Genomic DNA, 16,304 nt, shown 5'->3' with positions numbered 1-16,304 from the left:
GGAAAGGTTATATATGATGTATATGATTGGTCATCCATAAACTGAGCACAGGTGTTTGATCAATAACAGAGGTGCGTATAGGTGTACGGCACTGAACAGATAATTTCCGGAACAATAATATCAGGCCCCGAACTTGTACCCATAGAGGGATACATCTGTGTAAGAAACGGGAAAATTACGGAAATTGGAGAAGAACGTACATATTCAAAAAACATAATAGCCCCCTGTTTTGTCAATGCCCATACTCATCTTGGAGACTCGGTTTGCAAAGACCCTGCACTGGGAAAAACCTCCGGTTTTCGGATTCAGAGAGATCTGGACTCCCTGGTAAAGCCTCCTGACGGATTAAAACACAGAATTCTCAGGGAAACTTCTTATAAAACACTTATGGAGCACATGAGAAGGTCTTTACTGGATATGATAGGGACAGGAACATGTGCTTTTGCGGATTTTAGAGAAGGAGGAGTCGTAGGAGTCGCAGCCCTGAATAAAGCCCTTGAAGGGCTGGAACTGCATTCTCTGATATTGGGAAGACCCACAGAACCCCAGCTTCCTCTGGAAGTAGTACTTGCCGAAGTGAGAAGGATTCTACTGCATTCGAATGGACTTGGAATGAGCGGAGCAAACGATCTCGATATGGAACTCCTGCAAGAGATTGCAGCCTGTACGCGGGATAGAAAAAAGCTCTTTGCAATCCATGCAGGGGAAAAAGACAGAAGTGACATTGAAAAAGCCCTGTCTCTGGATCCGGACCTGTTAATTCATTTAACACATGCCACAAAGAAAGACCTTGATGAAGTAGCCCAGGCAAAAGCTCCAGTTGTTGTCTGCCCGAGGTCGAACTTTGTAACAGGAGTGGGAATGGCGCCGATAGCTGAAATGCTTGAAGCTGGAATTCGGGTAGCAGCCGGAACAGATAATGTAATGTTAAATTCTGTAAATATGTTTGCCGAAATGGAATTTATGTCTAAAATATTTTCTATAGATGATAGGCAAGTATTTAAAATTTGCACACTTAATGGTTCTTTTGTAATGGGACCAGATTCCACGTGTTCTATCGAAAAGGGGAATAAAGCCAATTTAATGATCCTGAATGGGAGTTCCAATAATCTTGCAGGTATTCAGGACCCTATAGGTGGAATTACAAAACGGGCAAGGCCCGATGATATATTAGCGGTACTTCATTCGTAAAGCAAATGGAGAACAAGACATGAAGAGCGAGTTTTACAGGAACATAGTAATTGCAACAGACGGATCCGAGAATACCCGGAAAGCAATTTCATACGGAATTGAGATTGCAAAACTCAGCGGGGCTACGGTTCACGCACTTTATGTGGTGGACACATCTTCTTTTTCATCAATACCTATGAGCACGGAAGGCGGCTGGGAAGCAATGTATGAAGTCCTGAAAACAGAGGGCAAGAAAGCAGTTTCTGCCGTAAAGAGTGAGGGAGAGGCTTCAGGAGTAGATGTGAGAGAGGTTGTCCTGGAAGGGCACCCGATTAATGAAATCATCGAGTTCGCAGAGAAAAACAAAGCTGACCTGATAGTTATGGGGACACTGGGAAAAACCGGGCTTGACAGGTTCCTTCTGGGAAGCGTTGCAGAAAAAGTGGTCAGAGGCTCAAAGGTTCCGGTAATGGTAGTCCGCAGTGGAGAAAAGACCTGATTTTGCTTTAACTGAAGCCTTTTGAAGAATCGATAGAACAAAATAATCCAGATTCAGAGGATAATACAGGTGTAGATCATATGCCAAAAAACATCTTCATAGAAGATATCATGGTAAGGGACGTCGCATGCGCAACCCTTCCTGGTTCCAGGGACGAGGTTCTTAAAATCCTTAAGAACAAACATATCTCGGGAGTCCCGGTACTCAAAGATTCCAAAGTAGTAGGAATCGTTACCAGGACAAACCTTTTACAAAACCCTGAAGAAGAACAGCTGGCCCTTCTTATGACACGGGACCCGATAACCATATCCCCTGGATCGGACCTGCAGACCGCCGCGCGCCTGCTCCTTCAGCACGGCATCAGAAGGCTGCCGGTGGTTGACGATGGAAAGCTCGTGGGGCTTGTTACGGTTGCAGATGTTGTGGGTGCGATTGCTGATATGAGTATTGATACTCCTATCAAAGACTATGTGGAAAAGGAAGTAGTTGCAATTTACAGTGAAACGCCTTTGCCTGTTGTGGCGAGAATCATGGAACTTGCCGCTGTCAAGGCTGTACCTGTGCTTGATGCTGCCCTTGAACTCATAGGAATTATCTCGGACCGCGACATTATCTCTGCCAGCATTATTGAGGACAGCGTGGAGATGTCGGATATGTCCGCAGGTCAGGATGACGATGCCTGGACCTGGGAGTCCATGAGAGATACCATGAGCATCTACTACAGCGTATCAAGGATAAAGGTCCCCAATCTGATAGCAAGCGACATCATGATCCGGGAACCCATCACAGCTACATATATTGCATCTATCAGCGACTGCGCAAGGAAAATGAAGCGTAACAGGATCGACCAGATACCTATCATTAATTCAAACCGCAAGCTTCAGGGTCTCTTAAGAGACCATGATCTCCTGAAGCCCCTGATAGAATCCTGAATAACATACTGAAAAATGTAGAGAATAGTTTTGAGCCAGGCCGGGAATAATTAAGGATCCTGCTCAAACTACCTCAACTAAAAAATAAAAACGATCCTTTTAATTCAATACTTTTTTCAGGAGCCACAAAATGGACAGGCCCTTTATTTTTATAAATTCTGCTATGTCAGCCGACGGCAAGCTCTCAACAAAGGAGAGAAAACAGGTAAAGATCTCCGGAAAACTTGATTTTGAGAGAGTGGACGAACTCAGGGCTAATGCAGATGCTATTATGGTAGGGATAGGAACCGTACTTGCCGATGACCCCAGCCTGACAGTAAAATCCCCTGAAAGGAAAGCCGCCAGAAAAGCTGCCGGAAAAGATGAAAATCCAGTAAGGATTGTTGTGGACAGTGCTGCAAGAACTCCTCTGGATGCCGATATCTTCAAAAAAGGAGAGGGGCTCAGGATAATTGCCGTTTCGAATTCAGCCCCGGCAGAAAAAGTCAAAATGCTGGAAGAAAAAGCTCTGGTTATAAAAACAGGAACCCATAGAGTTGACCTTACAGAGCTTGCAACAAAATTAAAGGAAATAGGCATAAACAGCCTCATGGTAGAAGGAGGTGCAACCCTTAACTGGGGCATGATCTCTGCAGGACTTGTAGATGAGATTTACACTTTCATTGGAAACCTCATTATAGGAGGAAAAACAGCTCCAACCTTTACGGATGGAGAAGGTTTTACAGAAGCCGAATTCTCTGGCCTTGAACTGCTTTCCGCGGAGAAAATAGAAGAGGGGATACTCCTTAAATGGAAGGTTAAAGGAAAAAGGAATTGAAAACCTCTTCTCTTCAATTATTCTAATAAAGTATCTCTTTCAGAATCAGGAAATTTGACCCTATTAAGGATTAAAAAATCTGCCGGTTACCTGCCTGATTCTTGCCTGACTTTTTGTTTTTCAAACCTGCCTTTGCAATATACAAAAACTTCAAGTTCGCATCCGCCTTTAAGAGATTCCCGCATTTTGCGGTCATAGAGCCTCTGGACGTGTTTTAAGCTGTTTTTACTGAAATGAGCCTTCACAGCTTCGAAAAAACCGATCATCTGTTTAAGATAGGCTTCTTCATAAGCCCTGGTCTCCCGTGCAATTTCTTCACACGTAGAATCGTCAATTTCTGAATGATAGCTTCCATGCTCGTTTAAGCCGCTTATCTGCCGCCAGTCCACTTTTCCGGTTTCATCGGCTTCCCTGTGCAGCATGTGGGGATATACCCTGCAGATTGAAGGGCGGCTCGAATAAATTCTGCATCTCCGGTTCTCAAGGAAAATGCAGGAGCCGTCAGGTTTTGTTTTCAGGGCATAGCCTGAGACATAGAACCTGCCGCCCTGATCGCAAAACTCGTAATAAGGAGCGGGAGTGACGGCATCAGGGTCTATACTCCTGATTCTTTCCAGATCTGAATCCAGCAGAAACACATGGTCGTTAAACTCTCTGGTGCAGCAACGGGCACAGAGTTCGCATTTGAATCCAAGTTCTTTGATTATGCCGGTAAACTCGGAGTCAGGGAAATTTTTCAAATCCAGAAGTTCTTTTTGCACTTCGGCAAGCCTGGTATCAATAGAATCATTTTTTACGGGAATCACCTTTTCAGAAAAAAGTACAGTTTTCAGTAGCAACCCTGAGATTTTAAGAGGACTTTACAGTTTCAGCTGGGTTTATATGCATCTTCGAGAGGTAGAATTATTTATACCTTACGTATATCTGCCACATTTTTATGCCTGAATTTCTACAGATATCCGTAACATTTAACTAGTAGCATTTCTCTTTATGATAAACTCAAGGCTTGATTAAACCATAGTCTCTTACTCAGGCTTTTAAGGAATACTGGATATTCCGGTCAAGATCATTGAAAGTTTATCGATTTGATAATCATCATCAGATTACCTCTGTTGCTGAAGCACTGCTGAAGGAGAAAAATCCGCGGCAAACAGCAGTGATAGGCGATAAGGCGAATATGGTATGTGAATAAATCATTAATGAATTAAAGCAAATACATATAAATTCATATCAAAATCAGCGAGGAATGATAATGGGCAAAACCGGCAGCATTGATTGGGTAAAGGTAAAAGGCAGAAAAGGCAGAGTAATCAAGGTCCAGAAATCGAAAGCTCAGAAAGCACACCCAGGACCTGCACAGCGCTTCACCTCTTCAGGTCACAAGAGGCGCTTCATAAGAAGATCTGCAAAAGCCCTTGTAAAATAACTTAAGGGCTTTCATTTTACCATTTTTTTCATTCATTAATTTTACCACTAAAAGTCCCTTTTTTGTTAAACTGAAGAGCTGGTTTTCGAATAGCTCTGCCTATCTAAAAAAGTGTCTTCGTGCGCTGCTTTCAAAATGATGCTTTAAAAACTTCCAGATCAAAGCCTGAGAGCAAGATATGCGATGCTTATCCCCAGGAGGCAGAGCATAACATTTAGAAAGATATTCAGAAAAAATGAAACGTTCTGCCCCTCTTCAAGGAGCCTGAAGGTTTCATAAGCAAAGGTTGAGAAAGTCGTAAAGGAGCCGAGAATTCCTATATTTACCATATAGACCATGGATTCGGGCTCAGAAGAAAAGGTAAGGAGGGCAAGCGCTATACTCCCCAGAAAGTTTACTGTAAGGGTCCCTGCCGGAATATTCTGGATTTTTGGTACGCGGCTTGCAACTGTATACCTAAGAGATGCCCCTATAAAACCGCCCGTACCTATTAGAACAAGCTCTCCTATATTTGACGCGGAGAACATGTTTCAAATCTCCCTGCTCGAGAGGGCTTTTATAACATTCCTGCCAAAGAATACGCCAGTAAGGGTCAGAAAAAGATTGGCACTGATGTTTCCGAGGGCAGGAAGGAAAGGCATGCTGAAAGACTGAACTGCAAATGTCGAGAAAGTTGTGAACGCCCCTATAAACCCTGTTCCGAGTAAAATCCTTCCTTTAGAGCCTATTAAGCCCAGATACTCAGAATCATACATTATCATGCCAAGCACGAAGCTGCCGAGCACGTTTACAGATAGGATGCCAAGCTGTCCTTCCACAAGATCGCAGAGCAAAAATCGGCAAACAGCGCCCAGAAAGCCGCCGACTCCTATTAAAAAAATTTTATCCATTTCTTTATCTGGTGAGGGCATGTTTTTCACTTTAACACTTTAAAGCCTGAGTTTAGGACGGTTACGTTCTTCCCATTACCTCCTGCTAGTATAAAACGTTATTCATTTATTGCGCAAAGAAATGACAACAGTTCGAGGTGAACGAGCGTAGATCAGTTACAGTATATCGTTTACTCAATAAGAAAGACATCCACTTCCTGTCCTTCCTCATAACCTTCTATGTTCTCAGGCACCAGCACATAACCGTCAGCCTTTGCAACCGAGCTAAGGACTCCTGCCTTTCCCGTAATAGGCCGAACTTTATTCCCTTCAAAAACAACGCGGATGAAATTGACATATCCGATTTTAGAACTTATCTTTGACGCCAGCTGTTTTCGAAGGACAAATTCCGGCATTTCGGGTATTGATCCCAGCTTCCTTATCCCGGGGCGGACAAAGAAATACAGGGCAACAAGCCCGGCAACCGGGTAGCCTGGAAGACAGACCACAGGAGTTTCATTTATCACACCAAGAGCTACAGGCTTTCCTGGACTGACCCCTACTCCGTGAACAAGCAGTTTTCCCAGAGATTCGACAGCTTCGGGAGCGTGGTCCCTTTTGCCAACTGAAGTCCCGCCTGAGAGGAGAATCATATCGGCATCAAGGTTTGACTCTATCGCTTCTTTTATGCTCTCAGGACGGTCGGGCACGATACCTGCATATCTGGAAATTCCCCCCCACTTTTCCACATAAAGGGCAGTCATAAGCCCGTTTGTCTCGAGCACCATACCCACAGGCGGAACCTCTCCGGCCTTCTCGCGGCTTACCAGCTCATCTCCTGTGGGGATGACTGCAACCACAGGTTTTCTGAAAACCTTCGCCCTTTTCAGTCCAAGAGATGCAAGAACTGCAGCATCACAGGGGCGAAGGAGGTGCCCCTCCTCAAAAACCAGATCTTCTTTTTTGATATCCTCCCCAGCCTGCCCCACATTCCTCCCCGGATGAACCTGAGCCCTGATTTCAACCATGTTTCCGGCTGTAACGGTGTCCTCGACCATTACAACAGCATCGGCTCCTTCAGGTAGAGCAGCCCCTGTATGAACCCACATTGAAGTTCCTTCCTCTACGCAATCAGAAAGCTGTAAAAACACGGGATTTGCAGGAGAAGCCCCCGAAGTATCAGACGCCCTGACAGCGTATCCATCCATTGCAGCGCGCCTGTAGTGAGGGACATCCCTTCCGGAAATTACAGACTCTGCAAGTACCCTGCCTGCACAGGTTTCGAGCGGTACTTCTTCGGTACGCCTGAGAGAAGAAAAGCTTTCAAGAAAAAGCTGTAAAGCCTCGTCAACTGAAGTACGTTCTTTGAATATCCTGCCCATACTCCTGACCCCCTGAAAATTTATCCTCCGGAAACCGGTGGCAGAATCCCGATCTCATCTGAGTCATTAAGACCGGTGTCAAGCCCTTCAAGGTGCCTGACATTATTTCCATTTACAAGGATATTTATTGAGCCGCAGAGAACAGGGATTTCATCTTTCTCATGCTTTTCAAAAATGAGATTTTTTATCCCGGGGTATTTCTCCGTGAGAGATAAAAGGATATCAATAACCTTTTCTCCGGAAAGCAGGATTTCAGGCGTGCCTGCTGCCTCACGCAGATTTGCAAATAACTTAACTCTTACTTCAGCCATGAGGAAGACTATTTCATCCTACTCCTTAAATATACCTATGCTTTATAAGAAGCAGTCATCACCGAAGGTTTGGAAACAATGCTGCAAAGTCCAGATAACGAAAACGCAAATTTACCGGAGACCCCTGACAAAAAGTACAGGATATACGGGCTTCTAATTGTTTTTTTTGGTATTGCATTCAGATTATTTGAGCTTGGAGAAAGGGTTTTCCATCATGACGAAAGCGTGCATGCCAGCTTAACCCTCAAATTGCTTGAACGCGGAGAATACAGTTATGATCCGGCTTACCACGGACCTTTTCTTTTTCACTCCACCGCAGCTGTTTTTCATTTCCTCGGAATAAACGATGCAACAGCCCGCCTTGTCCCGGTTTTCTTCGGAGTTGCATCTCTTCTTGCGGTCTTTTTGCTGAAGAAAGAACTGGGAAAAAGCGGAGTGCTGTGGTCAATGTTTCTGCTGGCTTTTTCTCCAAGTATGGTGTACTTCTCAAGGTTCTTCAGAAACGATATGATAATCGTATTCTGCACCCTGGCAGCTGTCGCAGGTGCATTCCGCTATCTTGACAATATCCACAGCTTAAAGCGGTATCCTTACATCATTTTAACGGCTTCATCTCTTGCAATTGCCGTCTCTTCCAAAGAAAATGCTTACCTCATTATTGCCCTCTTCGGAGCTTATGCCGGGATAGGATTGTTATACTGGATCTATTCAGACTGGAAGAAAGAAAATACAGGATTGAAGAAGACTCTTATCCGTAAGATCTCAGCTATTTTGCCCTACCTTCCTGAGATTATTCTTTCCACAGCACTTTCCGTTTTTATTATATTGTTTTTTTATTCCAGTGCCTTCAGGTACGATGTATCTCTTTTCTCGATTGTGGAAAAAGCTTTCAGCCACTGGATGGAAATGCACAGGATAGAGAGGATCGGAGGTCCTTTTTACTATTATATTCCTATTCTTCTCGTATATGAGATTCCGATTGTGCTCTTTGGTACGGCGGGATTTTTCCATTTCCTGAGAAATAAAGGAAGAAATAAGTGGCAGAATTACTCATTTTTCCTTTTCCTCTCTTACTGGGCCCTTACGAGCCTGCTGCTCTATTCCTATCTTCAGGAAAAAGTTCCCTGGCTTGTTGTTCACATCGTCCTGCCTTTTGGACTCCTGGCAGGAGCTTTCATTGGAGAGATATTTTCTCGAAATACTGTAGACGGACAGCCGGCAAATTACTCCGGCAAAACCCGCACTTTACTGGCAGGAGTTCTGTTGCTTACCCTTCTGGTTTCCATGGCTCAGTGTATCTCGGTAAATTACTACAGGAGCATGGAGGACAGGGAGCTGATGACATACACACAGGCATCTCCCGATATAAGGGAAGTTATGGAAAAGATAGGAAAATTCGAGGGTAGCCCTGAAACCCTGCGGATTTATGTGATTGACCAGTACCAGCTGTACTGGCCTCTCCCCTGGTACCTGCGGGACTACGAAAAAGCGGCTTACTCTTCAAAACCACCATCTAGCAGCAAATACGATGCCATAATCGTGCCCATCTCCTATGATATGTACAGGGAACTTCCTGAAGAAGAATATTCTTCTTACAATTTCACCCTTCGCCCTGGAAGAGATTTCACCCTATATTATAAGAATGAACTTGAAAAAAGCTGACTGATGCGTGGCTGTCCAGGTTTTAAAAAGGTTCAGGGGAATGATTTTCGATTTCTCTGCCTCGAAAATTATGCCCCTGCTCTTTTTACGGGCTCCTTTTAGTCAGCCTTTCTTCCATTATTTATGTGCTTTACAATCTCCACAGAGATGAGGGTAGTGGAAGCTAAAGCCAGTATGATCCCCAATTCAGAAAGAGAAAGCGGAACTGTGCTGAAAGCAAACTGAAGGAAGGGGACGTAAATAACCATCAACTGCAGGATCACCGTGGTCAGGACTGCGTAGACCAGAGCCTTGTTTGTAAAGAGCCCCAGAGAAAAGACAGAATATCTTTCAGACCGCCAGTTGAAGGCATTGAACATCTCTGAAAAGACTACAAGCGTAAAGACCATTGTCTGCAATTTATGAATGGAAAAGCCGCTGTCCAGAGCCCAGACTAAAACTATGAGTGCCTGCACAGTAATGAGTCCACCTATTCCCAGCCCGGCAGCAATTTCGCGGCGTGTAATAATTCCTTCTTCAACATTCCTGGGCTTCTGCCTCATAAGCCCCCTGTCAGGAGGCTCGACAGAAAGAGCCATAGGAGGAAGGCCATCCGTAATCAGGTTTATCCACAGGATCTGTACGGCCATTAAAGGCAGGATCTGCCAGCCCAGAATTGCTATGAGGACTATCAGAACTTCCCCTATATGGCAGGTAAGCCCGTATGTAATGAAATTTCTAATATTTTTAAAAATATTTCGCCCTTCCTCAACTGCCGATACGATGGACGCAAAATTGTCGTCGGTCAGGATCATGCTTGAGGCTTCCTTGCTGACATCCGTTCCCGTAATTCCCATGGCTATCCCCATGTCCGCAGCTTTCAGGGCAGGAGCATCATTTACCCCGTCTCCGGTCATTGCCACGATATAATCTTTCTTTTTAAGGGCTTCTACAACCCTCAGTTTATGAGAAGGGTAGACCCGTGAGTAAACCGAGACCCTTTCAACTTTATCATCAAACTCTTCCTCTTCAAGGTCGTCAAGTTCCGCACCCGTAAGTGTGAGGTCGTTTTCTTTTAAAATCCCGAGTTCCCGGGCAATTTCGGCCGCTGTAACCTTATGATCCCCGGTTATCATCACGGTCTTGATGCCGGCGTCCTCACAGGTCTTGATTGCAGCTTTTACTTCTTCCCTCGGGGGATCTCTCATCCCGGTTAGCCCTGAAAAAACCATATCCTCTTCAACTATTTCTGCAGAAATTTTCCCGGAAGAAACCTTTTCGGGGGGGAAACTTTCTTCAAAAGGACGGAAAGAAAAAGCCATAACTCGAAGAGCCTGGTCAGCAAGCTCTTTTACCTGCTCGAAGATTTCCTGCTTCTTTTCAGGGGTAAAATCCTTCATTTCACCGTCAATAAAAATTTTCGTACAGGAACCAAGGATAACTTCGGGAGCCCCTTTTGAAAAAGCCACAAGTTTGGAATCAAGAAAGCTGTCTGGACCGTTCTCCAGCCTGTTAAAGGTGGTCATTCTCTTGCTTTCGGAAGAAAAAGGTATTTCCGCAAGCCTGGGGTATTTCCTGTCAATTTCGGATTTTTCAAAGCCAGCCTTTGCCGCAGCGACCACAAGAGCTGCTTCTGTGGGATCTCCCCTTATTTCCCACCCGTCTTCTCCATTATGGAGGCTTGAATCATTACATAGAGCAGCCCCCAGAAGGAGAAAATGAAGGTGTGTATCATTCCCTGATGCATACGAATCTCCATTTTCTGAGCCTTCCCCTTCTGGATCTTCTTTCAGGAATTTTCCTTCCGGAGTATATCCAGCTCCAGTGACTTTTATAGTCTGCCCGTTAACATATATCTTCTCAACTGTCATTTTGTTCTGCGTAAGCGTGCCAGTCTTATCGGAGCAGATTACATTCGTAGCACCCAGGGTTTCTACGGAAGGAAGTTTTCTAACAAGGGCGTTCCTTTTCACCATGCGCCTTACTCCAAGACCGAGCCCGACAGTCACAACCGCGGGAAGGGCTTCAGGGATGGCGGCAACTGCAAGCGCAATGCCCCAGAGAAACATGTCGAGAGGAGGAAAACCGAGAAAAATACCCAGCACTGCAACAAAAGCCACAATTACTATGGTTGCCGCGCCAATCCATCTGCCAAATTTATCAAGGCTTTCCTGCAGAGGGGTCCTGGACCTTTCTATAGTACCCAGAAGCCCGGCAAGTTCCCCAAAAGAGGTTTTCATGCCTGTTGCCGTAATAACAGCCTTTCCTCTTCCATAGGCAACTGCAGTCCCTGCATAGACCATATTCGTCCGGTCAGCTTCGGAAGTCCCTGCCGGCAGGGCATCGGTAACCTTCTGGACAGGCACGGATTCCCCGGTAAGGGAGGATTCGTCAACTTTGAGGTTGTACTCTTCAATTACCCTGGCATCTGCAGGGATTCTGTCCCCGGTCTGAAGCAAAATAATGTCTCCGGGAACCAGATATTTTGACGGGATTTTTTGTTCAGTGCCGTTCCTTATTACAGTTGCTTCCGGCGAAGTAAGAGACTTAAGGAGCTCAATTGCCTTTTCAGCTCTGTACTCCTGCACAAAACCGAGGGTTCCGGCAAGAAAAACAGTAAATAAAATCACCACAGAATCAACGGCTTCACCAAGAAAAGCTGAAACAATGGAAGCAATAATCAGGATAAAAATCAAAATACTTTTAAATTGAGAGAAAAAGAGCCTTAAAACAGAGACTTTTTCTTTTTCTTTAAGTTCATTTTTCCCATATTCTTCCAGTCTCTTTCCGGCATCTTCAGGGCTCAGCCCCTTCTCTGAGGTCCTCAGTTCCCCAAAAACCGAGACAATATCCTGATCGTAGTACAACCCTGACCCCCATTTCATTAAAAACGGATAGATCTTAACTCAAGATGTCCTGTGCTATAATATAAATTAGTTTATTGTATATATATCGCTTAGAGAGATCGAGATGCGAAGAGGTTTTAAAGTAATTTTCATTCTACAAAATCACTCCTGAGAAAAGATATGTAAAATCCATCTATTTTTCCATATAGAGATTTTATAATTGTAAAAACCAGCCACCAGATTAGTTTAAAAATTTAATGAATAGAAGGAAAAAATATACATGAAGATAGTAATAATCGGAAGCGGGCTTGCAGGTTTATCCGCAGGTTACAGGCTCTGTAAATCTGATGAAGTGATCGTTTTTGAAAAGGATCCTGATATCGGAGGAATGTCGGCAAGCTACTCTCTGGAGCGTTCCGGAAAAAAATACTTTATTGAAAAATATTACCACCATATATTCAGGAGTGATTCTGAACTTCTTGCCCTCATAAAAGAACTCGGGCTAGAGAAGCAAATGATGTGGCTGAAGGGAAAAACCGCCTATTTCGTGGACGGGAAAAATTACCCAATGAATACACCCATTGAGATCCTGCACTTCAGCCCTCTTTCCGTTCCAGACCTGGTAAAACTCGGCCTGCTGGTCTTAAGAATAAAATTCATAAAAGACACAACTCCCTATGACAGGATAAAAGCAAAGGAATGGATTCTCGGTACTGCAGGAAAGTCCGTATATGAGAATTTTTTTGCCCCCCTGATGAAAAGCAAATTTGGAGATAACGCAGAAAATGTTTCAGCTGCCTGGCTTATCGGAAGGGTAAAAATAAGGTCGGACAGGGGAGCAGAGGGAGAGAAACTGGGTTACATGCGGGGAGGGTTCAATTCCCTTATAGAAGCCCTTGCAGGAGAGATTACTGCAAACGGAGGGGAAATAAGAACAAACAGGGAAGTAACAGAGATTGTGATCACAGAAAACACCGTACAGGGAGTGGTAGTTGACGGGGATTTCATAGCCTGCGACGCGGTGATCTCAACCGCAGAACCGGCGGTGCTGGATGCGCTTACAAAAGGCAAACTCGGTGACCTGCACACCACCCTGAAGAGCATCCGTTATCAGGGAACGGCGTGCGCTCTTATAGGGCTTGACAGAAGCCTTATGAAGGACGGGAATTACTGGCTGAACATAAAAGCAGATGTGCCTTTTGGAGCCGTAATCGAGCACACTAATTTTATGCCTTTTGAAGATTACGGAGAAAACCTTGTGTATGTAACATCTTATTTCCAGGATGAAAAGAGCCCGCTCTGGATGCAGAAAGAAGAAGAGATTATTGATTCCTATTTAAAGGGGCTTGAAAGGATGTTTCCCGAATTCTCAAGAAAAGATGTGCGCTGGACAAGGCTGTACCGCAGAATAGATACTGCACCAGTATACGAACAGGGCTATCTTGAAAAAGTACTTCCTTTTGCGGCAGGTCCTTCCGGGCTTTATCTTGCAGGAATGTTCTCCTCAAGCAATTACCCGGAAAGGAGCATGAACGGCTCGGTAAAGGCAGGGTTTGAATCAGCGGAGTCACTGATGAAAGAAAAGGAAGTCAGAAGTCAGTAAATGGAAATTGAAACTGATATAACAGAATTAAAGAATTTCCTGGAATAAGCCGATAAATAAGCTGATTTCCAGGGACTATTCAGGATTAAATATAAAATCTAAAAAATAAAGTTATGTATATAAATAAGAATATTTAACTCAAAACAATCCTTTCGGACGAACTATTATATAGCCTAAGAGATAATATTATTACTGTCTACGTCTGCAGAATTTTTTTCTGCAAGGATGCCTGTCTTGCCGAATTTGCCGCTCATGGGGAACAGGGAGGGGCAAAGAAAGGAAAGGCAGAAAAAAATGTTTTGAATTAGTGCCGTGAACCGGCTTTTTGGGGGCATATGCCACAGAAGAATTGTAAAGGAAGAACAAACTCTTTCCTATTAAGGCTGAGCTCTCAAAAATAACCCGGATGCTGAATAGAAGCTGCCTTAGCTTCCGGGAAGGGTATGGGCGGCGTAAAAAGAACAGGAGGAGTGGTAAAAGATGTTATTCATGGACGTTAGTACCTGGGACCCTTCGAATCGCGATAAGATCCTTGAGCACTTCAAGAAACTGGAAGTTCCCGAAGGAATTGATATCATTAACCAGTGGGTTGACCTTTCCGGAAACCGCTATTACATCCTTTACGAGGCAGAAAGTGCCGAAGCTTACGGAGCGTTCAACCTGCCCTGGTCTGATATCTGCGTGATCGACAGCGTCCCTGTGATGGAAGCTTCAGAATTCATGCAGCTTCTGCCCAAGTACAAAAAATAAACTGCGAAGATTGAACATCGGTGTACTGAAGGAACTCGGTGAGCCGGCTGACTGAGGCTCATCGAAACCCTCATTTAAAACCTTTATTTTTACAACTGGACAAATCAACAAATTTAAACTCTATTTTGATGGATTCTCCTTGCCGGATTCTGTTTTACGGAGTTTTTACCATTATGGTTCTGGTTTCAAGGTATTCCGAAAGGATGTCAGGCCCATTTTCTCTTCCGAATCCACTTTCTTTAACTCCTCCGAAAGGAACTTCAGGAGCTACCTTAAGGTGCTGGTTAACCCATATGATCCCTGCGTTTAACTGCTCGCATCCTGCCCTTATCCTGTCAAGGTTTTTTGTCCAGATAGATGCGCCAAGCCCGTAAATGCTCCTGTTAGCCTCTCCTATCGCCTCCTCGAGGTTTTTTACCGTCACTATGGGCAGCAAAGGCCCGAATACCTCTTCTTTAAGGAGCCTTGAATCTCCTGAGACATCAGAAACAAGGGTAGGTTCAAAGAAATATCCTTTATCCGAACCTTTGAATGCAGGAACCTTTCCTCCGGTAATTATTTTTCCTTCATCCTTCTCCTTAACCTCTACTACAAGCTCTTTTATAAACTCAAGCTGGCGGCGGTTGCTGAGAGGTCCCATATCCGTAGTTTTATCAAGCCCGTTTCCGACTTTTAATTTTTTAACTCCTGCTTCGAGTTTTCTCGTGAACTCCTCAGCAACGGATTCAAAAACATACAGCCTCTTGACAGCAGTGCAGGTCTGGCCGCAGTTGTAAAATCTGCCCCTAACGGCTCCTGCAACTGCACTTTCAATATCTGCATCATCACACACTATCATAGGGTCACTTCCTCCCAGCTCAAGGGCAACCCTTTTCATTCCGCTGGCTGCAAGTTCAGCCACCCTTTTTCCTGTCTTTGACTCCCCCGTAAAAGAGATTTTTCGTACATTGGAGTTGCGGACAAGGCTTTCACCTGTGGTCTCGCCAGGCCCTGTGACGACATTCAGGACGCCTGCAGGCAGGCCGGCTTCATTCAGGATAGAAGCAAGAGTGAGGTTTGTAAGCGGGGTATTGCTTGCAGGTTTCAGCACAAAAGTATTGCCTGAGATCAAAGCGGGGGCAATTTTCCAGCCCATGATCAGAGCAGGCATATTCCAGGGTATTATAGCTGCACAGACCCCAAGAGGTTTTTTTACGGTAAAAGCATACCCATTTCCCGGAACAGGAACAAAGTCTCCCCGCAAACTGCCAGTAAGCCCGCAGTAGTATTCAAGCACGTGTGCAAAGCCTTCCAATTCATTTCTGGCTTCTGAAAGAGTTTTTCCCTGTTCCTGTGTGAGCAGGGCAGCAAGCTCCTCCTTTCTCTGCCTGACAAGCCCCGCAGCCCTGTAAAAAACCATGCCTCTCTGCTGTGGAGATGTGGAAGCCCAGCCTTCAAAAGCTGATACAGCGGCATCTACTGCAAGGGAAACATCTTCCTCTGTGCCTTTCGGGACCTGCTCTATAAGTTCGCCTGTTGCAGGGTTTTTAACTTCAAAGCACTCGCCTCCGCATGCTCCTGCCGCTTTTCCGTTGATCTGCATTTTCATGGCTACCATTATTTGCATAGGACTATTTTAAGATAACAAATACCGTAAAAAATACTATAAAAAATGCGTCCTGGATTTGTTAAAAATAATTTTTGAAGCCGCTTCAAAGAATAAAACAGGAAGGAAAAGAAAAGTAAGTTTCTGCTTGACAGAAAGGTAAGTATATTAACAGAATATATATTATCAATATATGTCTCCCCTTACAGATTTAAAAACATAAAAATAAAACCTGTGGAGGCATTTTTAAGTAATTTCTTGAGACTTTCCTGGCTCGTAAAAACTATTCTGGATCGTTTGGGAGTGCCATGTGTTTTTTACAGAGGCTCAGGAACGTTATTTTGCAGAATTCAACATGCAGAAAATATGCAGATATCGCAGTTAAATGAAATTTTCAACGGTGCAATTTGAAAAGGGGAACTATTAGAGCTGTAGATTGAAGAGAATGCTTCAGTTTTGAAGATTGTGGGCTT

At 44.4% G+C, this 16,304-nt stretch carries 15 protein-coding genes; 8 read left to right on the top strand and 7 right to left on the bottom strand.

The genetic code is table 11. The annotated features are described in order from the left end of the window. The first annotated feature begins 81 nt into the window (after window positions 1-81). The 4 genes from PLL47_RS01180 to PLL47_RS01165 all read left to right on the top strand — a co-directional run bounded on the left by PLL47_RS01180 (window position 82) and on the right by PLL47_RS01165 (window position 3,418). Window positions 82-1,191, top strand: coding sequence for an amidohydrolase family protein (locus PLL47_RS01180; RefSeq protein WP_324443873.1), 1,110 nt, complete (start codon window positions 82-84; stop codon window positions 1,189-1,191). A gap of 19 nt (window positions 1,192-1,210) precedes the next feature. Further along, entirely contained in the window at window positions 1,211-1,669 is a 459-nt protein-coding gene (locus PLL47_RS01175) for a universal stress protein (RefSeq protein ID WP_324443872.1), read from the top strand. An 80-nt stretch (window positions 1,670-1,749) separates the two neighbouring features. Further along, window positions 1,750-2,601: a CBS domain-containing protein gene (locus PLL47_RS01170; protein WP_324443871.1), complete on the top strand. Its 852-nt coding sequence runs from the start codon at window positions 1,750-1,752 to the stop codon at window positions 2,599-2,601. A gap of 130 nt (window positions 2,602-2,731) precedes the next feature. Beyond that, complete coding sequence (locus PLL47_RS01165) at window positions 2,732-3,418, top strand: 2,5-diamino-6-(ribosylamino)-4(3H)-pyrimidinone 5'-phosphate reductase (protein WP_324443870.1); 687 nt, start codon at window positions 2,732-2,734, stop codon at window positions 3,416-3,418. A gap of 86 nt (window positions 3,419-3,504) precedes the next feature. On the opposite strand, the gene PLL47_RS01160 is transcribed toward PLL47_RS01165, so the two are convergent. Beyond that, entirely contained in the window at window positions 3,505-4,224 is a 720-nt protein-coding gene (locus PLL47_RS01160) for a YkgJ family cysteine cluster protein (protein WP_324443869.1), read from the bottom strand. Window positions 4,225-4,670: 446 nt separating this feature from the next. Between PLL47_RS01160 and PLL47_RS01155 the strand changes: the two genes are divergently transcribed. Continuing rightward, window positions 4,671-4,844 carry a DUF5350 domain-containing protein gene (locus tag PLL47_RS01155; protein WP_324444002.1) on the top strand — a complete coding sequence of 58 codons (174 nt, stop codon included), beginning with the start codon at window positions 4,671-4,673 and terminating at the stop codon, window positions 4,842-4,844. Window positions 4,845-5,002: 158 nt separating this feature from the next. On the opposite strand, the gene crcB (PLL47_RS01150) is transcribed toward PLL47_RS01155, so the two are convergent. From crcB (PLL47_RS01150) to PLL47_RS01135, 4 genes are all read right to left on the bottom strand, one after another. Further along, entirely contained in the window at window positions 5,003-5,371 is a 369-nt protein-coding gene (crcB, locus tag PLL47_RS01150; RefSeq protein WP_324443868.1) for a fluoride efflux transporter CrcB, read from the bottom strand. A 3-nt stretch (window positions 5,372-5,374) separates the two neighbouring features. Further along, entirely contained in the window at window positions 5,375-5,755 is a 381-nt protein-coding gene (crcB, locus tag PLL47_RS01145; RefSeq protein ID WP_324443867.1) for a fluoride efflux transporter CrcB, read from the bottom strand. Between the two features lie 149 nt (window positions 5,756-5,904). Next, window positions 5,905-7,095, bottom strand: coding sequence for a molybdopterin molybdotransferase MoeA (locus PLL47_RS01140; protein ID WP_324443866.1), 1,191 nt, complete (start codon window positions 7,093-7,095; stop codon window positions 5,905-5,907). A gap of 20 nt (window positions 7,096-7,115) precedes the next feature. Continuing rightward, window positions 7,116-7,406: a ubiquitin-like small modifier protein 1 gene (locus PLL47_RS01135; protein ID WP_324443865.1), complete on the bottom strand. Its 291-nt coding sequence runs from the start codon at window positions 7,404-7,406 to the stop codon at window positions 7,116-7,118. A 78-nt stretch (window positions 7,407-7,484) separates the two neighbouring features. Here PLL47_RS01135 and PLL47_RS01130 point away from each other — a divergent pair, with 78 nt between their 5' ends. Continuing rightward, window positions 7,485-9,068: a flippase activity-associated protein Agl23 gene (locus PLL47_RS01130; protein ID WP_324443864.1), complete on the top strand. Its 1,584-nt coding sequence runs from the start codon at window positions 7,485-7,487 to the stop codon at window positions 9,066-9,068. A gap of 98 nt (window positions 9,069-9,166) precedes the next feature. Here the strand turns inward: PLL47_RS01130 and PLL47_RS01125 are convergent, their stop codons facing one another. Then, a complete protein-coding gene (locus PLL47_RS01125) occupies window positions 9,167-11,914 on the bottom strand; it encodes a cation-translocating P-type ATPase (RefSeq protein WP_324443863.1) in 2,748 nt (915 codons plus the stop codon). Between the two features lie 259 nt (window positions 11,915-12,173). On the opposite strand from PLL47_RS01125, the gene PLL47_RS01120 reads away from it, so the two are divergent. Continuing rightward, the gene (locus PLL47_RS01120; RefSeq protein WP_324443862.1) at window positions 12,174-13,496 is read left to right on the top strand and encodes an NAD(P)/FAD-dependent oxidoreductase; all 1,323 of its coding nucleotides are present in this window, start codon (window positions 12,174-12,176) and stop codon (window positions 13,494-13,496) included. A gap of 480 nt (window positions 13,497-13,976) precedes the next feature. Next, entirely contained in the window at window positions 13,977-14,246 is a 270-nt protein-coding gene (locus tag PLL47_RS01115) for a DUF3303 domain-containing protein (protein ID WP_011032787.1), read from the top strand. Window positions 14,247-14,400: 154 nt separating this feature from the next. Here PLL47_RS01115 and PLL47_RS01110 read toward each other — a convergent pair whose 3' ends face one another. Beyond that, window positions 14,401-15,852, bottom strand: coding sequence for an aldehyde dehydrogenase family protein (locus tag PLL47_RS01110; protein WP_324443841.1), 1,452 nt, complete (start codon window positions 15,850-15,852; stop codon window positions 14,401-14,403). Window positions 15,853-16,304 lie beyond the last annotated feature (452 nt).

This window comes from Methanosarcina sp. (genome assembly GCF_035390745.1).
Lineage (GTDB): Archaea > Halobacteriota > Methanosarcinia > Methanosarcinales > Methanosarcinaceae > Methanosarcina.
Note: the sequence above shows the minus strand (reverse complement) of the source record. Positions and strands in the feature narration are given on the sequence as shown.